This window comes from Octadecabacter sp. R77987, assembly GCF_042466115.1.
Lineage (GTDB): Bacteria > Pseudomonadota > Alphaproteobacteria > Rhodobacterales > Rhodobacteraceae > SW4.
In genome coordinates, this window is the sequence record NZ_JAXHBQ010000001.1 from 2,352,988 (window position 1) to 2,374,110 (window position 21,123).

Consider the following 21,123-nt stretch of genomic DNA (forward strand, 5'->3'; position numbering starts at 1 on the left):
GGTTTACGAACCAGCATCAGGATTGCCTTCAGGGGCCGACGACAACCCATACCGCCGCATCTTGTCATTCAGGGTTCGGCGCGGAATCCCCAATGTTTCTGCAGCACGCAGCGTATTTCCGGCATGGGTATCCAGCACGGCCGAAATCTCGCGGGCTTCGAATTCGGACACCCGTTCTGCAAGCGTAATGGGGCCGGGCGTTGCGCTTTCCATGCCGCTTGGATCAAAGAGCCCAAGCGCATAGGCCTCGGCACTTGTCTTGAGTTCACGCACATTGCCGCTCCACGCCAGCCGCTTGAGCTTTTGGGACAGCGCCCAAGGCACCTTGGGGTCGGCGCGGCCATAGCGAGACGCGGCAAGTTGTGCGTAATGCGCAAAAATCAAGGGGATATCCTCGCCCGCCTCATGCAGGGTCGGGGTTGTCAGCTCGGTACCTGCCAGCCTGAAATAAAGATCGGGGCGAAAGCCATCGAGCATGCGCAGACTGGCTTTGGTCGTGGCGATGACCCGGACATCAAGGGGCCGCGCGGCTGTCTCGCCTATCCGCTCGAAATTGCGCTCCTGCAGAACGCGCAAAAGCTTGGCCTGAATGGCGACAGGCATTGTCTCGACTTCGTCAAGCATCAGCGTTCCGCCATGCGCCGCCTCTAGTTTTCCCGCCCGCCCGTCGGCATCGTGCGCGAACACGCCAGCGCCGTGCCCGAACAGGATCGTTTCGGCCATCGCCTCGGGAAGCGCCGCGCAATTCAAAGCAACGAATGGTGCGTCGCTGCGGCCACTACCGGCATGGATCGCGCGGGCCGCAAGCTCTTTTCCTGTGCCTGTCTCGCCCGTGATCAGCACGTCAAGATCGACGGACGCAAGTGCCGCGATACGTTTGCGAAAGTCCCGCATCGCGCGTGACTTCCCCAGAATACCGGCATCTGCGCGTTCGGACAGAACCTTTTGCAGACGGACAACTTCGCGCCGGGCAGCCTGCGCCTCCAGTGCACGGCGCATCACCGCGAGGAGATGCGCGGAATCGTAAGGCTTTTCCAGAAAGTCCTCCGCACCGGCGCGGATCGCATCGACAGCGTGGCCGATATCACCATGACCCGTCAACAAAACGACGGGCACGTCGAACATGCGCGCTTTCACCTCTTTGAGAAAGGCAATTCCATCCATGTTCGGCATGCGCAGATCGCTGATGACAAGATCGGGTTCCGGCACCAGGGCATCCAAGGCATCCCGCGCCGATGCGAAACCTTGCACCGTATAGCCTGATGTCTGGATCAGATCGCAGAGCGCGCAAAGGTGGTCGGCATCATCGTCCACGACAAAAATTCGGGCGCTCATGCCGCACTCGCTTTTTGCTGATGGGCCAACGGCAAGGTGACTGTCACCTGCGTGCCTTGGCCTTTCGTCGATGCAATGTCGACGGACCCGTTGAAGTCAGCAAGGATCGCTTTGCAGATCGCCAGCCCAAGGCCCAATCCTTCGCCCGTCAGCTTGGTCGATGTAAAAGGCTCGCCGACCAGGGACAGGTCCGCTTCTGCGATTCCGACGCCGGTATCACGCACACAAAGGCGGGCTTGGCCGTCCTGTGCCGTGAGCGAAATCGCGATGCTTGCATCTTTCACATCGGCAATTGCATCCATAGCGTTCAGCAAAAGGTTGACCACCACCTGTTCGATCCGGATAGCCCCGGCCATCACAAACACTGCCTTGTCCGGATTGTTATAGTCAGGCACGACGCCGATGTCCCGCAGGCGCGGCGCGACCAGATCAAGGGCAGCAGTCACCGAGGCGCCCATGTCGATCAGCGAGAGTTCCACGACATCCTTGCGGGCAAAACTCTTGAGGTGCTTTGTCGTTCGCTGCATCCGGCGTATCATCCCGTGTGCCTTGCCCAGACGGGTCATTGTGGCTGTATCCTCATGATCCACACTCAGTTCCGCCGCCGACAGCGTGGCCTCCATCGCGGCAAGGGGCTGGCTGATTTCATGGACGATCGCCGCTGACATCCGGCCAAGCGCGGCCATCTTTTCGGTATGCACGAGCGCTTCTTGTGCGGCTCTCAGGTCCACCTCGGCTTGGCTACGTGCATCCACCTCGCGGGCAAGGTCCGCCGTGCGTTCGATCACCATGGCCTCCAACCGTTCCGACTGTGACAGACGCAAGGCAATGATCTGTCGGCGCTGTTCCGCAGCCTTGAGCGCTGCGGCAATCGCCAGTGTTCCAAGTGCGGCCAGCGCTGCCCACCCCAGCGACCAGATATACAGCTGGCCGGTCGAGCGGGCGGCAATCACCTGCCAGCCGGTTGCGGGCATCGGGGCCATCCGCGCGATCCACCCTTTTCCTTCGGCGTTGATCCCGTCTGGCGGTTCAGTGACCAGCGCCTTGGTCGTGCCAAGCATCACGCCGTCATACGCCCGGGTGGCGGCGATACGCGCGAGCACGTCCGCGTCCAGACGCGTCAGCGCACGGTATTGCCACTCTGGTCGCGCCGACAGGAACACGACTCCGTTTTCATCGGCAAGGGCCACGTCCGCATCCGCTGCCCGCCAAATCTCCTGCAATGCCCGCAGGTCCAGTTTTACAACCAGCACACCCCGCGTTCCACTGACGTCGATGCGGGTCGACAGGAAATAGCCGGGCACACCCGTCGTCACGCCGATGGCGTAAAACCTGCCTTGTCCTGTTGCCATCGCTTCTTGAAAATACGGGCGGAACGCATAGTTTTCGCCGACAAAACTGCCCGCGCGGTTCCAATTGGAAGCGGCTATTGTCTCGCCCTGCGCGTCGATCAAAAACAACTCTCCGGCCTGGGCATGCACGGCAACGGTTTCCAGGTAGGTGTTGGCCGCTTGCAAGGGGCCCGTCCCCGCCAAAGCATCCCTGACGCGAACATCTTCGGCCGCAACGGCAGGCAGGGACCGCAGGCGTTCCACCTCTGCCTCGACGGCGCGGGCGGTCAGCAGTAAGGTCTGGTCCAGTTGCGTGCGTGCGGCACGCAAGGCAAGGTTCTGCGCTGTGATCCAAACCAAAGCCGCGGCAAGGCAGGCAACAAGCAGGGGTCGGATCATCGCCATGGCATCAGAATTCCGCGAAGGTTTGGCCTTTCGGCGAACCGCCGACTTGCGCCTTGTCTTTGCGGGTCCGCGCCCAATTCATGACCAGCAAGACCCCGATCAGGACCGCGCCCACAACTTCGACAGTAAAATCCGGCCAGAACAGCGCGATCACACCGGGCACCAGAAGCACCCGCATCCAGACCCGCATCGGCCCGAACAAATACCCTTCGAGGGCGGCCGCGAAAGCAACAAGTCCCAGAATGGCAATCGCCCCGCTCCAGATCACCATCGGCAGCGGTCCACCAAGGATGATTTCTTCGTTGAACACCATGAAAAGCGGGATCAGATACAGGCCCTTTGCGTATTTCCATGCTTGAATGCTCGTCTCCATGGGCCGACTGCCTGCAATTGCCGCACCGGCAAACCCGGCAAGGGCAACGGGCGGCGTGACATTGCTGTCTTGTGAATACCAGAACACGACCAGATGCGCGATTAAAACCGGCACGCCGAATTGCTCGGTCAGCGCCGGACCGACGAGGATGATCAGAACAATATAGGCCGCCGTGACTGGCAGGCCCATGCCAAGGATCAAGCTTGCAAGCAGCACGAGGATCAGAGCCAGCACGATGTTACCACCCGAAAAAGCGATCATCATGGCCGAAAACTTCAGCCCCAGACCGGTCAGGCCGACGACACCCACGATGATGCCCGCAACAGCGCAGGCCACCGAAACGGCAACCGCATTGCGCGCACCCAGTTCAAGGGCATTGAGCGTGATCGCAAAGCCACGCTGGCACAGAGCGATGAAACCGGCAAAGGTCGGACCCGCCGCCACAAACGACCAAAGCGCGCGCGCCGCCGCCGCTGCGAGGATCGACAGGATTGCGTAAAAGCCGACCCGCATGGGCGAATAGCCCGCGACCAGCAACGCCACCAGCGCCACCAATGGCAACAAGAAATGCCAGCCCTCTGCCATCACCGCACGAAGCCTTGGCAACTCGGTAGCACTTAGACCTTTCATGCCCTGTTTGACCGCCGCGATATGGACCAGCAGGTAAACCGTGCCGAAATACAGGATGGCGGGAAAGATCGAAACAAGCACGATATCGACGTAAGGCACGCGCGTGAATTCGCTCATCAGGAATGCGCCTGCACCCATCAACGGCGGCATGATCTGCCCGCCTGTCGACGCCGCCGCCTCGATCCCGCCGGCCTGCGCCGGGCGATAGCCCAGCTTTTTCATTAGCGGGATGGTGAATGCCCCGGTCGTGACCACATTCGCAATGGCCGACCCAGAGATTGATCCCATGCCCGCGCTGGCAATCACCGCAGCCTTGGCTGGGCCGCCACGTTGCTTGCCCGCGGCGGCATAGGCCAGATCGATGAAAAACTTTCCTGCGCCGGTGACTTCCAGAAAGGCGCCGAACAGAACAAAGATAAACACGAATGTCGCTGCCACGCCCAAGGGGATGCCGAAAATACCTTCGGCACCAAGGGTCATCTGGCTGGCCACACGTTCAAGCGAATAGCCGCGATGGTTCAGGATACCGGGCATCCAGTCGGCCAGAAACGGCAGTTCGCCGCGACTGCCAGCGAAGGCATATGCAATGAAAAACGCGCCGATCAGGGTCATGCCAAGCCCGACCGCACGGCGCGCCGCCTCAAGCACGATGATGATCGTGACAATGCCGACCCAGACATCAATGTCGCGGGGGAATACTTGATTTGCGATGATGTCGATGTTGCTGGGCACCCATGCACCGGCAAGGATACTGGCCGCAATCAGACCGCCGTCGATGGCCCACCCAAGCGCACCGCGGGCCTTGTCACGGCCAAACACAGGATAGATCAGAAAGCACAGAACCAACACGAAGCCAAGGTGGATCGGGCGCTGAAAGAACAAGCCCAAAGGCTGCACGCCCGCCGCATAAAGCTGGAACAGCGACAACGCGATGCCGATGATCGTGATGACCCGCAGGACAGGCAAGGGTTGCGTGCGTTCAGGTGTGGTCATGTCAGTCATCTATTCGTTTCCAATGAGCGCGATGCGCACACGCGCGCGCGCGGCGACCGCAGAAAGCGACACAATGTGTTCGCCGACCTGCAAGCGATGGTCGACAGGGCCAAGTCCAGGGCGCAGGATGTAGGCGTCGCCGGGCACGGGTTCGTCCATGTCCAGAATGAAATACCCGCCCGCGCCGTCCGACACCTGTTCGCCGCGTCCGGGGATGTGGCCCAGTCCAGCCGCGAAATCGGGCAGGTGCGAGCGCACCAGAACCATGCGCCCTTCGCGGTTTTCATAGCAGTCAGAGACTTCGAACCCCTTGACCGAATGATGCCATAAAACACACCATCCTGTGCCCGCCGGAACGGAAAAACGCGCAAGTTCGGTTCCGTCATCAAGGCGGGTGGCGATCAGCGTTTCACCGGACGCAGGGACCGGAGTAACGAGGAGGGCCACAAGCCCCCCCCTTAATGCCTGCATCATTCGCGCAGGTCGTCGGGCACCTCGGCGCCAACTTCGTCGTAATAGCGCAAAGCACCGGGGTGCAGTGGGATCGGTGTGGCACCCATCGTGAACGCGATCGTGGTTTCATTCGCGGCGGGGTGGATCGCCTGAAGCTCTGCGATGTTCTCGAACAGTGCTTTGGTCAAGGCGTATGCCAGATCGTCGGACATTTCGGACGACACGGTCAGGACGTTGGGGATACCCAGCACTGCGATGTCGTCAGTCACGCCGGTATAGCTGTCACCGGGCAATGTCGTGGTGGCAAACGTCGCGTCTGCGGCAATGGCAGCGTCAAGTTCGGCCTGCGACAGCGCGATGATGACGATGTCTTGCGTCGTGGCAAGGTTCAGGATCGACGATGTCGGTGCCCCGACTGACCAGAAGCCCGCGTCGATATCACCATTGGCCAGCGCATCCGCTGTTTCGTTAAAGTTCAGGCGCTGTTCGTCAATGTCGTCATAGGTGATGCCGTTGGCCCCAAGAATGGCGGCGGCATTGACCTCGGTGCCGGACCCCGGCGCGCCGACGGACACGCGCTTGCCGCGCAGGTCCTCTAGCGAAGTGATGCCGCTGCTTTCAAGCGCCACCACATGCACCATATTGGCGTAAAGCGAAGCAAGCCCGCGCACCATTTCCAACTGCTGCCCTTCGAATTTGCCGGTGCCGGTGTAAGCCTGTGCAACGGTGTCGGCCAATGCGATGGCAAGGTCGGCGTCGCCGGTCGCGATCAGCCCCATGTTTTCAACAGACGCGCCGGTAACTTCGGCGGTCGCGGAATATCCTTCGATGTGGTTGTTGACGATTTCCGCCAAACCACCGCCAACCGGGTAGTAAGTGCCGCCTGTGCCGCCTGTGGCGATCGAAAGCTGATCTTGCGCCATGGCAGGTGCGCCAAGGCTCATCGCGAACAGCGCAGCCGTTCCAAGCAGGCCCAACGGCCCGCGAAATGCGTGAATAGTCATGTTTTCCTCCCAAATCGGGCAAAGCGCCCATCGTGTTCCGCGTCTCCTCCCGGAACCTGCTGAATCCTAGCGATTTGCGAACAAAAAATGGACTGTTTTTAGATGAAAGGATGCAACTTCGTCGCAAGATTTCGCCATCTCGGGCGCAGGATATTGCTTTCGCAGCTGTTTTGTTCCCGTTTGCGCGACCTGGGCTGCTGTTTATGTCGCAAACGATGCCCTGCTGCGGGATTTCACTGTGCCATTCCAAATGCGCAAAGCAGGGCTGTCAGTATTCCACGCCAATCTGCGCCTTGATACCCGACCGGAACGGGTGTTTGATCAGTTCCATTTCCGTGACCAAATCGGCGATTTCGATCAGATCATCGTGGGCATTGCGCCCGGTCAGGACCACGTGGGTCATTTCGGGCTTTTCTTCGGACAGGAATTTCACGACTTCGGCAATCGGCACATAGTCATAGCGGATCGCGATGTTGATTTCGTCCAGCAGGACCATGGAATTGGCCGGATCGCGGATCAGTTCCTTGGCCTTTTCCCATGCGGCCATGGCCATTTCCGTGTCGCGGGTCTTGTCCTGTGTTTCCCATGTGAACCCTTCGCCCATGGTGTGAAACGCGCAGTCGTCCGCGAACTTCGACAGGATCAGATCGCGTTCGCCCGTCGACATCCCGCCCTTGATGAACTGGACAACGGCGCATTGCATCCCGTGGGCGATGTGGCGAAAAATCATCCCGAAGGCGGCGCTGGATTTGCCTTTGCCCTTGCCCGTGTGGACGATGATCAAGCCCTTCTTGTCGGTCTTGGTCGCCATGATCTTGTCGCGCGCGGCCTTCTTCTTGGCCATCTTCATCGCGTGGCGGTCGGTGTCGTCGGTCATGGTCAGCCCCCTGTTGTCAAAGACCGACTGTGGGGCAGGGCGCGGACCTGTGCAAGTCCGGATCGCGCGACTTTGTCACAAGCACCACTGTGCAATGGTCAACCGCAGGAGGGACACCCATGCCGTTTTACAATGACCTGCGCCCAGAGGCCGATTTTGCGACTCGTGACTTCGTTCGCGTTTTTCCTGACATGACCCAGGCCGAGCAGTTGCGCTGTATCGACGGGCTGCGACGCCTCAAGGCGGGGCTTGCCCAGACCGTTCCGCCGCGTCGGACCGAAGGCAATCTGCTGGTCGCAAGCTGGAATATCGTGGCACTGGGCGGCGGTGACTACCGTGATGGCGAGGGTCTGTATTACGTGGCCGATATCCTTGGCACGTTCGATCTGATCGCGGTGCAGGAGTTGAAACCGAACCTGACCGATCTGGACAAACTGATGCGGATACTGGGGCCGCACTGGTCTTATATGGTCAACGACCCGACGGGCGGGGATGCGGGCAACGACGAACGCTCGGCCTATGTGTTCAACACCAATCGGGTGAAACTGTCCGGCGTGGCGGGTGAATTGTCGCTTTGGCAGGATTATGGTGGCGACTGGCCCGGCCTGATGCGTAGCCTGAAACGTCCGCCCTACATGACGGGCTTTGTGACCGCGTGGAAACACTTTGCACTGGTCAACCTGCACCTGCATCCGGGCAAGGATGGTGCGGATGACAGCGCCGCCCCGCCCGTTCCATCCGATGCCCAGGTGCGACAAGAGGAAATACGCCTGCTGCTGTCAGTGTTGGCCGCTAGGCGCGAACAGCTTTGGTCGAAAAACCTGATCCTTGTGGGTGATATGAATTTCTATCGCCGCCATGACGAAGCCACCCTTGATCTGATCCACGCCGCGGGCTTCTGGGAAAGCGGCGGGTTGGTCGGCAAGACCACCAATATCACCGTCGATCCGGCCGATGGCGAAACCTATGACCGGATGTTTTTCAACGGCGAGGAGTATTTTGACATCGCTGTGCGTGACGGGCTGGAACAGGGCGGCGTGGTGAATTTCCTTGATTACGTCTATCGCGACGGCGATTGGCAAACCTACCGCACGGCCCTGCGCGACAAACGCGACAAACCGACCGACAAGGACAAGATGATGAATGATGACGCCGCCGCGTGGCGCTATTTCCGCGATACCTATCGCAAACGGCAGGTGTCCGATCACCTCCCGATCTGGGTCGAACTGAACGTGGATGATTCCGATGCGTTTCTGGCCCGCAATCGCGCCGAAATCGCCGTGACATAAAAAGGGCGACCCCAAGGGGCCGCCCTGTCTCACGCGTGACCGATGGATCTACTCGGCGGGAACTGCGTGGGATTTGCGCACCGCACCAAAATGGCGGCGGTTCAGGTAAAGGACCAGAAAGACGGTGCCGATTTGCAGGCCCAAGGCCACTGCCGTCAGCGCCCAGTAGGCCACGCCGAACTTGGCGACCAATCCGGCGGCGACCAGCCCCTTGTTGATCCAGAACTGTGTCATGACCGACAGCGCCACGCCGGGGCAGACAAGGGCGTAAGACCCTGCCGAATTGCCTTCGCCTGTCAGGAATGCCTTGGCGTATTCCTGACGGCGTAGCACGATCATCCCCAGCAGGCCGAACAGCACCTGAACGGTCAGGATCTTGGACAGCAGCATCAGGGTTTCAGCCGCCGCGCCATGCACTTCGAATGTGGTGTGCAGCCCGTGGTTCTGGCGCAGCAGCATGATGCCCAGCACGGTCAGGATCGGCACGACAACCATCAAGGTTGGCCCGCTTTCCTTGGCGGTGCCATAATGCAGCATGGAATTGAACGCGGTAAAGGCGGCGATCACGGCATAAACCGCAGCGATCGTGCCAAAGAATGTCGAGATCACCAGACTGGTGCCCACGACCACCGGAACCGTGCTCATCGCCGCAGGTGCGGACAGACCGACGGCCACCATCGACAGGGCAAAGGCAGGTAGAAGCTGGGCAAAGGAATTGTGCGCGGTTACATCGAAAACGCCGCCCTCGGACAGCACGCGGGCCAGAAAGTGCCCGATCTGGCGCAGGGCCAGAAGACCTATCAGCAGGAACGCGACCATCGCAGCGGGAAACAGGTATTCAACGATATTCCAAAGGCCCGGAACAAAGACCAGTCCGATGATGAACAGCCCGTTCACCGTCATCGCCATGGCCAATGGCATGGCCAGCAGTTGGGTTTCGGCATTGGTCGTGCGCAGCTTGGCATAGCCTTCGGTCTTGGCGAATGCGGACAGCTTGCCAAGGTTCCACACCAGCATCTTGATGTTGAGGTAGGCGAAATAGACAATGCCCACCAGCGCCACGGCAATTCCTGCCTTCATCGGCAATGCGCCGGCGTTGAAGGCGGCCATGATGTCCTCAAAGATCGGCACGGGGCGGCCAACATGCGGCACCCAGAACATCAGATACATGAAAAAGGTTACAACCAGGCCGCCCGCGCCAAGCGAGGCAAGGAAGTAAAGCGGCGAGTAATTATCAGCGGGCCGTGCGGGTGTCATGGAAGGCTCCTTTCAAGACGTGAATCGGTTTTTTGGCATAGATACATTCCAAATACATTATATGTCAATAACGAAATGTATAAAACCTAACCCCTGACTTGGCATCGCCCGTGCGATCCCGTTACATGCCCCAAGTCAATTCAGGGAGAGTGCGTTTGTTTTTCATCGTTTGGGGTTTTCGGGGTCGCAGCAAGGAACTGTCGGGGGGCGAATTCTATTGCCCTGAATGTGGCGGTTACCACGGATACAAATTGATGGGCGTCAAACGCTGGTTCACGCTTTACTGGATCCCGCTGTTTCCAACGGGTGACCTTGGCCAATACGTGGAATGCCAAACCTGCAAGGGCACCTACAACGAACGCGTCCTGCAGTTTGACCCGAAATCGGACGCGGAAAAATTCGAGGCCGAGTTTGCCATCGCCGCCAAACGCGTGATGTTCAAACTGGCCCTCGCAGACGGTGAAATCGACGAAGGCGAAGTCCGGCAAATTGCGCAGGCCTTTGCCAATATCACAAAGCGCGAGATTGATCCCGCCGATATCGCCGCCGAACTGGAGGCCGCCCGCGATGACACCCGCACCGTGGCCACATACCTGCGAGACGTGGCGCCGGGTTTGAACGACACAGGCCGCGAACTGGTGCTGCGCGCCGCGATTGCCGTGGCCAAGGCAGACGGATCGGTGGACGACAGTGAAGTTGCCGAACTGCACGCCGTGGCCCGTGCATTGGAATTTCCACAGGCCTATGCCAACGGAGTTTTCGCCGAAGAGGGCATCGCGATCATGTCAGGCCGCGCGGCCTAGGACGCAACTTTGCGAAATTTCCCCATGCGCCACAGGGGGCAATGGTGCATTCCCGGTAAAAAAAGGGGCGTCCACATGCGCATTTTGTCACTGGTTTTGTTGATCACTTATGTCGGAGTTGCAGCGGTTGCCGCCGGTTTCTAAAGCAGCCCCGCAATGCGTGCACGCGCCGAATTGCTGCGTGGTGTCCAAAGGCCGCGGTCAATCGCTTCCTGAAAACGCTGGGCCATTTCCGCCAATGCGGGGGCATTGTGTTCGGCGATGAAATCGCGCGTGGCGTCATCGCCCAGAAACGCCTCTTCGACCAGATCAAAGTGATGGTTGCGCACAGCGCCCGTTGTCGCGGCAAAGGCAAAAAGATAATCCACCGTCGCCGCCATTTCGAACGCACCCTTGTAGCCATGGCGTTTCACACCCGCGATCCATTTCGGGTTCACCACACGGGATCGCACAACGCGGCCAATCTCGTCATCCAGCGTGCGGATGACAGGGCGTTCAGGGCGGGAATGGTCGTTGTGATAAATCGGTCGGTCTTGGCCCTGCAAGGTGCTGATCGCCGCTGCCGCCCCGCCTTCGAACTGATAGTAATCGTCGCTATCCAGAACATCGTGCTCGCGGTTGTCCTGATTTTGCACAATCGCTTCGGTTTGGCTAAGGCGGGCCTCGAACGCGGCGCGATTGCGCTGCCCTTCGGCCCCTGCGCCGTAAGCATACCCGCCCCATTCAAGGTAGGCTTCGGCCAGATCGGCCTTATCCGCCCAAAGCCGTTCATCAATCATCGCCTGTAGGCCCGCACCATAGGCACCGGGTTTTGACCCGAAAACCCGCGCGCCATCCTCGCCCGCCTGCGCGCGCGCCGCGGCAGGGTTCAGATCGGCGGGTTCATCCAGATCCTGCACAGCACGCGCCGCACTATCCACAAGCGCGATCAACTGCGGGAACGCATCGCGGAAGAACCCGGAAATGCGCAGGGTCACATCCACGCGCGGGCGGCCCAGCACGCCCTGCGGCAACACCTCGAACCCCGTCACACGGCGGTTCGCACTGTCCCACTTCGGCTTCACACCCATCAGCGCCAGCGCCTGCGCGATGTCATCGCCGCCGGTGCGCATATTCGCCGTGCCCCATGCGGTGATCAACATGGTGCGCGGCCAATCGCCGTGATCTTGCAGGTGCTTTTCGATCAAAAGGTTCGCCGATTTCCAGCCCAGCGCCCAAGCAGTCGGGGTCGGCACGGCACGGCTGTCCACGCTAAAGAAATTGCGCCCTGTAGGCAGCACGTCAAGGCGCCCACGCGTAGGCGCACCGGACGGCCCAGGGGGGATCGCGCGGCCCGACAGGGCGGTCAGCAGCGCCGCGCCCTCGGACGGGCCACAGGCGCGCACAGCGGGCAGGATCGTGTCGGTGATTTCGTCCAACACGGCCTGTGTCGCATCGCCGCCCCACCTGCTGTCCTCCAACAGGTTTTGCGAGAGCAGTTCGAGCCGCTCAACCGTATCGCCATTGCTGCGCCATGTGTCGCCTGTCAGGTCTTGCAAGACGGCAGGTTTCACCACCGCAGGTGCGGCCATATCGCAATCCAGCGGATCAATCCCAAGGTCCAGATCAGCCGCCAAGGCGCGCAACAGCGACGCATTGCCGCCCTTGCCATCCCCGCGCGGCACACGCGCCAAGGCAATCGCCAGATCACGTTCCAACGTGCCATCAGGGGATTGTCCGAAAATATGCAACCCATCCCTGATCTGCGCCTCTTTCAACTCGCACAGATAGGCATCGAGTTTGGCCAGATCGCCATCCGCATCACCCGTCATGCCCGTATCTGCCGCCAGCCCCGTCACCTCGGACAGCGACAGGATTTCGCGGCGCAGGTGGTCGATCCGGCGCGGATCAACGCCCGCCGCCTCGTAGTATTCGTCGACCAAGGCTTCCAGATCGCGCAGCGGCCCATAGCTTTCGGCACGGGTCAGGGGCGGGGTCAGGTGATCAACAATCACCGCCGCACCGCGCCGTTTCGCCTGCGTGCCTTCACCCGGATCATTGACGATAAACGGATAGATATGCGGCGTCGGGCCCAGCACGACCTCGGGCCAGCAGGTTTCGGATAGGGCAATCGCCTTGCCAGGCAGCCATTCCAGATTGCCGTGCTTGCCCATGTGCACGATTCCATCGGCGCGGAACTGGTTGCGCAGCCAGAAATAGAAGGCAAGGTAATTATGCGGCGGCACAAGGTCGGGCGAATGATAGGTATCGGTTGGGTCAATGTTATAGCCGCGCGCCGGTTGCAGCCCGACCACGACATTGCCAAAGGTATGGATCGACAGGGAAAAATGTCCGCAATCCACCGAACCGGGGGTATAAAACGGGTCGGCCTCGGGCTTGCCCCAACGGTCCTCGATCTGTTCGCGCACGGCCCATGGCAACTGCCCATAGGCGATCTGGTAATCTGCCATCGACATCTGCACGCCGCCGGTGCGCACCGCGCGATCCGTCAGCCAGTTCGTCGGCCCCGCCATGATCTGCGCCATCAGGGCGTCACTGTCAGCGGGCGGTTCATGCACGCGGTAGCCCGCACCGGCCAACAGCCCCAGCGCATGAACCGTTGCGGCAGGCGTATCCAGCCCCACGCCGTTGGCCAGCCGCCCGTCCTTGTTGGGATAGTTCGCCAATACCAGCGCGACCTTGCGGTCAGGTTCCGGCGTGGCGCGCAGCCGCGCCCAGTTTGCCGCCAGTTCCGTGACCCACGCAATTCGGTTCCCATCGGCCTGATAGGTGGCGATGGGGCATTCGGTGGCGTCGTCGAAATAGGCTTCGCCCTTGAAACTGACCGCGCGCGACAAAATGCGCCCGTCCACTTCGGGCAGGGCCACGTTCATGGCGATGTCGCGGGCCGACAGGCCGGTCAACCCTTCATGCCACGCTTCACGCGATGAGGCCGCTAGCACGACTTGAAGAACCGGCGCGGTGTTGGCCGACGGCGCGGCCAGCGGGTTGTCGGTGGGCGCATCGCCTGCGTGCGGGCTGCCCACGGCAAACGAGGTGCAATTCAGAATCACATCGGGCGGCGCGGCCGTAAACAACCCGTCCAGCGTTGCCTTGCTGACGGGGTCTTTCAGCGAAGCGACGAAGATCGGCAGCGGGTTCAGCCCTGCGCGCAGCAGCGATTTCACCAGCCGGTTGATCGGGTTCAACCCCGCGCCCTGCACAAGCGCACGATAAAATATGATCGGAACCACCGGCGCGCTATCGGTCCATTCTGCCTGCGCCGTGCCCAGATCAGCCAGACCCGCGCCGGGCCAATAGACACCCGCACGCAGCAGGGGGCTGGCGGCGGCGGGCTTTTCGCCGCCCTCCAGCATCGCCTGCGCATAACCCAGAAAATGCACGGCGTTCTGTGGCCCGCCCTCGACCAGATAGGCCCAAAGTGCGTCGTAATCTTCCTCGGCCACCGTCGACAGGCTGCGCAATTCGGGGTCGGGTTTGTCATCACCAGGCAGGGCTGCAAATGGCACACCAGCATCGTGCAGACGGGCGGCGTATTGCTCAAGCCCGAATTTCCAATACCCCGCACCACCCAAGACCCGCGCAATCACCAGCCGCGATTTCGTGGCGCAGGCATCCAGATGCAGATCAACCGACATCGGGTGCATCAGATGCATCATGCTGGCCAATCGCAGGGTTGGTGGCATGGCCATTTCACCACGCGCAGCCGAAAGCGCGGCCAGTTCCGTATCAGCGGCGGAAATCACCACCACATCGGCAGGGGTCTGGCCCAGATCGACAGGTTCCTTGCCGTCGTCGATTGATCCGGGCGTGGCGGCCAGCAGATGCATCAGGCGAATCCATCTTGCGAGGGCGCGGGAATTGCATCATGGGACAGGCGAACAGTCAGGAAAGACCCGTCATGGTTGACTACAAGAAATCCGGCGTCCCGAAGGGGCCAAAGGGCAGCCCGCGCCACGCCGAACATAACGCCTATGGCACCGACAAAACCCCGTTCAGCAAGCGGCCCAGCAAGGCCGACCTGTTGGCGCGGATGAAGGCAAACGCCGAGAAGGCGAAAAAGGACCAACCCGCTCACAACGCCTTCTCCATGAACAGGCTGGCGGGGTTGGCGGTGTAATCGCCAAACGGGTCGCAAAACGCAAAACCGTGGCGCTGATAAAGCCGATGGGCTGCGTGCAACACGTGGCCCGTTTCAAGCCGCAGATAAGGCAGTTCAAGCCCGCGCGCCTCGTCCTCCAAGGCACGCAGGATCGCATCTGCAATGCCTTGCCCGCGCGAGGCCGGATCGACAAACATCGACTTGACCTCGCCGTAGCCGTCGCGCGCAGCAAGCGCCCCGCACCCGAGCTTGATATCGCCACGCCGCGCCGAAAAGAACGCAATTCCGGGACCACACAGCGCATCAATCGGCAGGAAATGACATTCGTCAGTAGTGTAGAGGCTTTGCATCATCGCATGGCTTTGACCCAGCAACGCCGTGGCCTGCGGATCACGCGGGTCGTCGCGCGTGACGATGATCATGCTTGCAAGGCGGCCTCGATCGCCGCTTGGTCAAGGCCAGCCATGCCGATGACGACAAGGCGGGACTGGCGGTTTCCATCCGCGAAGGGCTGGTCGAAATAGGTATCCACACGCGGGCCAACGGCTTGCAAGGTCAGGCGCATGGGCTTGCCCGTGACAGCAGCGAACCCCTTGAGACGCAGGATATCGTGCTTGCGGATCACATCGGCGACCTGCTGGGCAAAGGCTGTTGCATCACCCACTTCACTGCGCGTGACGACGAAACTCTGGAATTCGTCGTGGCCGTGTTCATGTTCGTGATCATGATCGTCGTGGTGATCATCTTCATCATCATGGTGATGGTGGTGATGCACCTCGTGGCGGGCCTCAAGATCATTCTCGGCACCCACACCCTGACCCAGCAACACGCTGACAGGCAAGGCACCCATGGTTGCCTTGACCACCTGCACGCCCTTGCGGGCATCGGCCTTGAGAACGGCAAGCAGATGATCGACCTGCGCCGCATCCAGCAGATCGGATTTGTTGACGACGATCATATCGGCGCAGGCGATCTGATCCTCGAACAACTCGGAAAGGGGCGTTTCATGATCAAGATTGTCGTCTTGGGCGCGCTGGGCATCAACGGCGGCCACGTCATGGGCAAAGCGGCCATCGGTGACAGCCTTGCCATCAACAACCGTCACCACGCCATCCACCGTCACCTTGGTTGAAATGCCGGGCCAGTTGAAGGCGCGCACAAGCGGTTGCGGCAGGGCCAGCCCGCTGGTTTCAATGACGATGTGATCGGGGGGCGTTTCGCGCGCCAGCAGTTTTTCCATGGTCGGGATGAATTCATCGGCGACCGTGCAGCAAATGCAGCCGTTGGACAGTTCCATGATGTCATCATCGCTGCAGGTTTCATCGCCGCAGCCCTTCAGAATGTCACCATCCACGCCCAGATCACCGAATTCGTTGATGATCAAGGCGATACGCTTGCCGTTGGCGTTATCAAGCATATGGCGGATAAGCGTGGTTTTGCCCGCGCCCAGAAAACCTGTGACGACAGTTGCGGGAATCTTGGCAGCCATGTGATCCGGCCCTTTTCAGATGATGTTAAACGGAATGACGGCCCCAAAGGGGGGCCGCCATACACGATATTTAGTTGGGATCAGGCGCCGACGAGGACGCGCAGGATCGGACCTTCGGCAATTTCGAGGGCAAGGAAAACGCCGACACCGGCAACCATCGCGCCCACAAGTCGGGCGTTGATCGCGCTGGCTTCGGTCGCGCCAAGAAGTTTTTCGGCGACCCAACCCGCAGCGATAGCCACAAGGTATTGCGCAACGCCCAGGCCGATCAGATAACCGACCAGCACAGCGCCACCAATGCCGCCTTCCTGACCTGCGATACTGTCACCAAAGGCCGAGCCATGGAACAGGCCAAAGCCAGCGAAAAGGACCAGCGCGGTGGTCATGGACAGGCCCTTGCCCGACAGGACAACGCCGCCAAGCACCAGAAGGGACAGAACGATCACGGTTTCCTTCATCGGCATGGCGATACCGGCATACATCAAGCCGCAACCAACCAGCATGGCCGCGACATAGGCGAGCGGCGCCATGTAGCGGCGCGCGGTGAACAGGGCAGCAACGCCCATGATCGCGACAAAGAACAGGTGATCAAAGCCAAGGATCGGGTGGCCGATACCCGACAGCGCGCCATGGGCGAATGTTTCCATCGGTGCGCCATTCAGCGGGTGGTGGGCAAGTGCAGGTGTCGCGGCAAGCGTCGCGGCGGCGATTGTCAGTAGTTTCTTCATGTCAGTCCCCTTCGGTTTCGTTTCTTGAAGGGGGGTCTTCGTAAAGGGGCCTTATTTGGCAAACCCTCACGGAACACCCCGTCCGTATGCGTGGCCGAACGCGATTTGCGCGTCCGTGCATGGCAGGTCTCCTGGCTTGCGGGTCAAAGTTTGGTGTCGGCCTTCCCGGTTTCCCAGTGGCGCTGATGACACCGCACTCTCCGCTGACAGTCGCGGGGGCGGCTGTGGATTTGAACCTCCGGTTCGGATCGGTCCGCACCACATTCCCTTTTGATCCCCTGACGCTTTGCATCTTTGACGGGGAACCATGCCTACCGTTTGTGCGCTGCATGGGCAGGGCGCGTCAAGGCGGATTGCGACGTTTGAGAGTGACCGCGCGGCTTTGGCGATTGCGGTGGATGGTGGCGCCTCCGGCGGGAGGTATTTTTGAACAAAAGAAGGGTAGGGTGGCAAAAAGCCGCAATATCTTGTGGATAACTGGCTGAATTACGCCATATGCGGGGGTTGCGCGTTGACTCTGGTTGGGTGGTTTGGCCAGTGTTTCCGGACGTTGAGGGAATCAGGGACGGCCCGTGCAATTTAGTAAACTCCGGCTGAACGGCTTCAAGAGCTTTGTCGATCCGACCGATCTGATCATCGCCGATGGTCTGACCGGTGTTGTGGGTCCGAACGGCTGTGGCAAGTCGAATCTGCTTGAGGCACTGCGCTGGGTGATGGGTGAAAACCGCCCCACCGCCATGCGTGGCGGCGGCATGGAAGACGTGATTTTTGCAGGCGCAGCCACACGTCCTGCGCGCAACTTTGCCGAAGTGTCCCTTGTCATTGATAATACCGAACGGCTTGCGCCCGCAGGGTTCAACGATGCCGACAATCTGGAAATCATCCGCCGGATCACCCGCGACGCGGGCAGCGCCTATAAGGTGGGCACCAAGGATGTGCGCGCGCGCGATGTGCAGATGCTGTTTGCGGATGCATCAACCGGCGCGCATTCGCCTGCGTTGGTGCGTCAGGGCCAGATTGCCGAGTTGATCAACGCCAAACCCAAGGCGCGCCGCCGTATTCTGGAAGAAGCTGCTGGCATTAGCGGGCTTTATCAGCGCCGTCACGAGGCCGAGCTGAAACTGAAAGGTGCCGAAACCAACCTGACCCGCGTTGATGACGTGATCGAACAGCTTGCCGCGCAACTGGCGCAACTGGCGCGTCAGGCCCGTCAGGCCAAACGGTATCGCGAGATCGGAGAGGCATTGCGCAAGTCCGAAGGCCTGTTGCTGTATCGCCGCTGGCGCGAAGCCGATGAGGCCCGCGCGGCCGCCGAGAACCAATTGCGCGAACGCACGACAGCCGCTGCCAGTGCCGAAACCGCCGCCCGTCAGGCCGCCAAGGCCCGCGCCGGATTTGAAACCGCCCTGCCACCCCTGCGCGAGGAAGAAGCGATTGCCGCGGCTGTGCTGCAACGCCTGACCGTGCAGCGTGATACCCTCTCCGATCAAGAGGCCCGCGCACTGGAAACGATTGAAACGCTCAAAGCCCGCATCGACCAGTTGGGCCGCGATATCGACCGTGAAAACGGGTTGAACAAGGACGCAGGCGAAACCATCGAACGGCTTGAATGGGAAGCGCGCGAAATCGCCAAGGCGGGCGAGGGGCATGACAGCCGCCTGGACAAGGCGGCAAACGCCGCCCACGAGGCCGCGGGTGTTCTTCAGGAACGCGAAACCGATCTGTCGCAACTGACCGAGGATGTGGCCCGTCTTGCCGCGCGTCACCAGTCGGCGCAGCGCCTGGTGGACGACAGCCGCACAACGCTGGAGAAAAGCGAGGCCGAAGCCGCGCGCGCCAAGACGCAACAGGCCGAAGCACAGGCAGCATTGACAAAGGCCGAGGCGGATTTCACCGCTGCCGGTGCCGAAGAAGCCGCCGCCGTCGCAACAGCCGCCCGCGCCGACGAGGCACTGGCCGCCGCCGAAGCCGCCCGCGCCGAAACCCAAACCCGCGAATCCGATGCCCGCGTGCAGCGCGCCGAGGCCGAAGGCGAAGCCAACGCCCTGCGCGCCGAAGTCTCCGGCCTTGCCCGTCTGGTCGAACGCGACACCGCCGAAGGTGGCCAGATCCTTGACCAACTGCGCGTCGAGGGCGGCTATGAAAAGGCGCTGGGCGCGGCATTGGCCGACGATCTGCGCGCGCCTGCCATTGGCCCCGATGACAAATCCGGCTGGGCGGTCCTGCCCGGCTATGCCACCCCGCAAACCTTGCCCGATGGCGTCGCTGCGCTGACCAATTACGTCTCCGTGCCGGATGTTCTGGTGCGCCGCATGGGGCAGGTCGGGCTGGTTGATGCCGCCGATGGTGCGCGCTTGCAGGCCGATCTGAAACCGGGGCAACGCCTTGTCAGCGTCGAGGGCGATCTGTGGCGCTGGGACGGGTTCCGCGCAGGGGCCGAGGATGCACCTTCTGCTGCTGCCCTGCGCTTGCAGCAGTTGAACCGTCTTGTGGAACTCAAGCGCGATCTGGAAGATGCAAACGCCCGCGCCCAAGGGGCCGCGCAGGCGCACGATGCCCTGACCGCGCGCATGGCGGACCTGACCGCCGCCGATCAGGCCGCCCGTCAGGCCCGCCGCGATGCCGACCGTCTAGTCGCGGACGCTAACCGCGCCCTGTCGCGCGCCGAGGCCGATCGCAACCTGTCGGCGGGCAAGCTGGAAAGCAGCGGTCTCGCCGTGACCCGCCACGAAGAAGAAGCGATGAACGCCCGCAAATCGCTGGCCGAGGCCGAAAAGGCCGCCCGCGATCTGGGCGATCTGGACGCCGCGCGCGCCAGCGTTGAAGACGTGAAAATGACGGTCGAGGCCGCGCGCATCACCATGATGTCACGCCGCAGCGCCCACGATGAACTGCGCCGCGAGGGCGATGCCCGCCTGAAACGCAGCCAGGAAATCACCAAGGAAGTCAGCGGCTGGAAGCACCGCCTTGAAACCGCCAACAAACGCACGGCAGAATTGGCCGAGCGGCGTGATGCGTCCGAAGTGGAGCTGAAAGAGGCCACTGCCGCCCCCGAAGAAATCGCCGCCAAACGCGCCGAACTGTCCGATGCGATTGACGAGGCCGAAACCCGCCGCAAACAGGCTGCCGACAAGCTGGCCGAGGCTGAAAACACCCTGCGCGATGCCGCACTGGCCGAGCGCGAGAGCGAGCGCACCGCGTCTGAATCCCGCGAGGCCCGTGCCCGCAGCGAAGCCCGCGCCGATGCCGCCCGCGAAACCGTGGCCTATGCCAGCGAACGGATCATGGAGGCGCAAGACGTCACGCCTGACACATTGCTGGAAACGCTCGATGCGGATCCCGAAAAGATGCCCGCATCCGATGTGATCGAAGGGCAGGTCAACGCCTATAAACGCCAGCGCGACGCCCTGGGTGCGGTCAACCTGCGCGCCGAGGAAGACAGCGTCGAGGTGCAGACCGAACACGACAGTCTGGTCAAGGAAAAGACCGATCTCGAGGACGCAATCCGCGCGTTGCGCACAGGCATCGCCAACCTCAACCGCGAAGGGCGTGAACGGCTGTTAACCGCGTTCGAGCAGGTTAACGAAAGCTTTGGCCTGCTGTTTACGCACCTTTTTGGCGGCGGCGAGGCCAAGCTGGTGCTGGTGGAAAGCGACGATCCGCTTGATGCCGGCCTTGAAATCCTCTGCCAGCCGCCGGGCAAGAAACTATCGACCCTGTCGCTGCTTTCGGGCGGGGAACAGACCCTCACTGCGATGGCGCTGATTTTTGCGGTGTTCCTTGCCAACCCCGCGCCGATTTGTGTGCTGGATGAGGTCGATGCGCCGCTCGACGATGCCAACGTGACCCGTTTCTGCGACCTTCTCGATGAAATGACCCGCCGCACCGATACGCGGTTCCTGATCATCACGCACCACGCCGTCACCATGTCACGGATGGACCGGCTGTTCGGCGTGACGATGGGCGAACAGGGCGTCAGCCAATTGGTCAGCGTTGACCTCAAGAAAGCCGCCGCAATGGTCGCCTGACGGCTTTCCCTTGCCCGCGCAACACT

General features: G+C 61.2%; 15 protein-coding genes and 1 riboswitch. Of the genes, 4 read left to right on the plus strand and 11 right to left on the minus strand.

Annotation, left to right across the window (positions count from 1 at the left end; translation table 11 throughout):
* Nucleotides 1-3: 3 nt before the first annotated feature.
* The 6 genes from SJY21_RS11880 to cobO form a co-directional block, all read right to left on the minus strand.
* The gene (locus SJY21_RS11880) at nt 4-1,335 is read right to left on the minus strand and encodes a sigma-54-dependent transcriptional regulator (RefSeq protein ID WP_377510808.1); all 1,332 of its coding nucleotides are present in this window, start codon (nt 1,333-1,335) and stop codon (nt 4-6) included.
* Nucleotides 1,332-3,065 (minus strand): ATP-binding protein, encoded by a 1,734-nt coding sequence (locus SJY21_RS11885; RefSeq protein ID WP_377510811.1) that lies wholly within the window; start codon nt 3,063-3,065, stop codon nt 1,332-1,334. Before SJY21_RS11885 ends, SJY21_RS11880 begins: the two co-directional genes overlap by 4 nt.
* A 10-nt stretch (nt 3,066-3,075) precedes the next feature.
* Entirely contained in the window at nt 3,076-5,076 is a 2,001-nt protein-coding gene (locus tag SJY21_RS11890; RefSeq protein WP_377510814.1) for a TRAP transporter permease, read from the minus strand.
* Complete coding sequence (locus SJY21_RS11895; RefSeq protein WP_377510817.1) at nt 5,077-5,514, minus strand: DUF1850 domain-containing protein; 438 nt, start codon at nt 5,512-5,514, stop codon at nt 5,077-5,079.
* A gap of 23 nt (nt 5,515-5,537) precedes the next feature.
* The gene (locus tag SJY21_RS11900) at nt 5,538-6,524 is read right to left on the minus strand and encodes a TAXI family TRAP transporter solute-binding subunit (protein WP_377510820.1); all 987 of its coding nucleotides are present in this window, start codon (nt 6,522-6,524) and stop codon (nt 5,538-5,540) included.
* 268 nt (nt 6,525-6,792) lie between these two features.
* On the minus strand, nt 6,793-7,401 hold the full coding sequence (gene cobO / locus SJY21_RS11905; protein WP_377510823.1) for a cob(I)yrinic acid a,c-diamide adenosyltransferase: 609 nt from the start codon (nt 7,399-7,401) through the stop codon (nt 6,793-6,795).
* A 119-nt stretch (nt 7,402-7,520) separates the two neighbouring features.
* Between cobO and SJY21_RS11910 the strand changes: the two genes are divergently transcribed.
* Nucleotides 7,521-8,690: an endonuclease/exonuclease/phosphatase family protein gene (locus tag SJY21_RS11910; RefSeq protein WP_377510826.1), complete on the plus strand. Its 1,170-nt coding sequence runs from the start codon at nt 7,521-7,523 to the stop codon at nt 8,688-8,690.
* 48 nt (nt 8,691-8,738) lie between these two features.
* Here the strand turns inward: SJY21_RS11910 and SJY21_RS11915 are convergent, their stop codons facing one another.
* Nucleotides 8,739-9,947, minus strand: a complete 1,209-nt coding sequence (locus SJY21_RS11915; RefSeq protein ID WP_377510829.1) for a hypothetical protein — start codon at nt 9,945-9,947, stop codon at nt 8,739-8,741.
* A 254-nt stretch (nt 9,948-10,201) separates the two neighbouring features.
* Here SJY21_RS11915 and SJY21_RS11920 point away from each other — a divergent pair, with 254 nt between their 5' ends.
* Nucleotides 10,202-10,750: a tellurite resistance TerB family protein gene (locus SJY21_RS11920; protein WP_377510832.1), complete on the plus strand. Its 549-nt coding sequence runs from the start codon at nt 10,202-10,204 to the stop codon at nt 10,748-10,750.
* 140 nt (nt 10,751-10,890) lie between these two features.
* Here the strand turns inward: SJY21_RS11920 and cobN are convergent, their stop codons facing one another.
* Nucleotides 10,891-14,580 carry a cobaltochelatase subunit CobN gene (cobN, locus tag SJY21_RS11925; protein WP_377510835.1) on the minus strand — a complete coding sequence of 1,230 codons (3,690 nt, stop codon included), beginning with the start codon at nt 14,578-14,580 and terminating at the stop codon, nt 10,891-10,893.
* A 71-nt stretch (nt 14,581-14,651) separates the two neighbouring features.
* Between cobN and SJY21_RS11930 the strand changes: the two genes are divergently transcribed.
* Nucleotides 14,652-14,870, plus strand: a complete 219-nt coding sequence (locus SJY21_RS11930) for a hypothetical protein (protein WP_377510839.1) — start codon at nt 14,652-14,654, stop codon at nt 14,868-14,870.
* Here SJY21_RS11930 and SJY21_RS11935 read toward each other — a convergent pair.
* From SJY21_RS11935 to SJY21_RS11945, 3 genes are all read right to left on the minus strand, one after another.
* The gene (locus SJY21_RS11935; RefSeq protein ID WP_377510842.1) at nt 14,825-15,274 is read right to left on the minus strand and encodes a GNAT family N-acetyltransferase; all 450 of its coding nucleotides are present in this window, start codon (nt 15,272-15,274) and stop codon (nt 14,825-14,827) included. The genes SJY21_RS11930 and SJY21_RS11935 overlap by 46 nt on opposite strands.
* The gene (gene cobW / locus SJY21_RS11940) at nt 15,271-16,341 is read right to left on the minus strand and encodes a cobalamin biosynthesis protein CobW (RefSeq protein WP_377510845.1); all 1,071 of its coding nucleotides are present in this window, start codon (nt 16,339-16,341) and stop codon (nt 15,271-15,273) included. The genes SJY21_RS11935 and cobW overlap by 4 nt, the downstream gene beginning before the upstream one ends.
* Before the next feature lie 80 nt (nt 16,342-16,421).
* Nucleotides 16,422-17,069 carry a HupE/UreJ family protein gene (locus SJY21_RS11945; RefSeq protein ID WP_377510848.1) on the minus strand — a complete coding sequence of 216 codons (648 nt, stop codon included), beginning with the start codon at nt 17,067-17,069 and terminating at the stop codon, nt 16,422-16,424.
* A gap of 103 nt (nt 17,070-17,172) precedes the next feature.
* Nucleotides 17,173-17,394, minus strand: a riboswitch (cobalamin riboswitch).
* A gap of 247 nt (nt 17,395-17,641) precedes the next feature.
* Between SJY21_RS11945 and smc the strand changes: the two genes are divergently transcribed.
* Entirely contained in the window at nt 17,642-21,097 is a 3,456-nt protein-coding gene (gene smc, locus SJY21_RS11950) for a chromosome segregation protein SMC (RefSeq protein ID WP_377510850.1), read from the plus strand.
* Nucleotides 21,098-21,123: the final 26 nt, after the last annotated feature.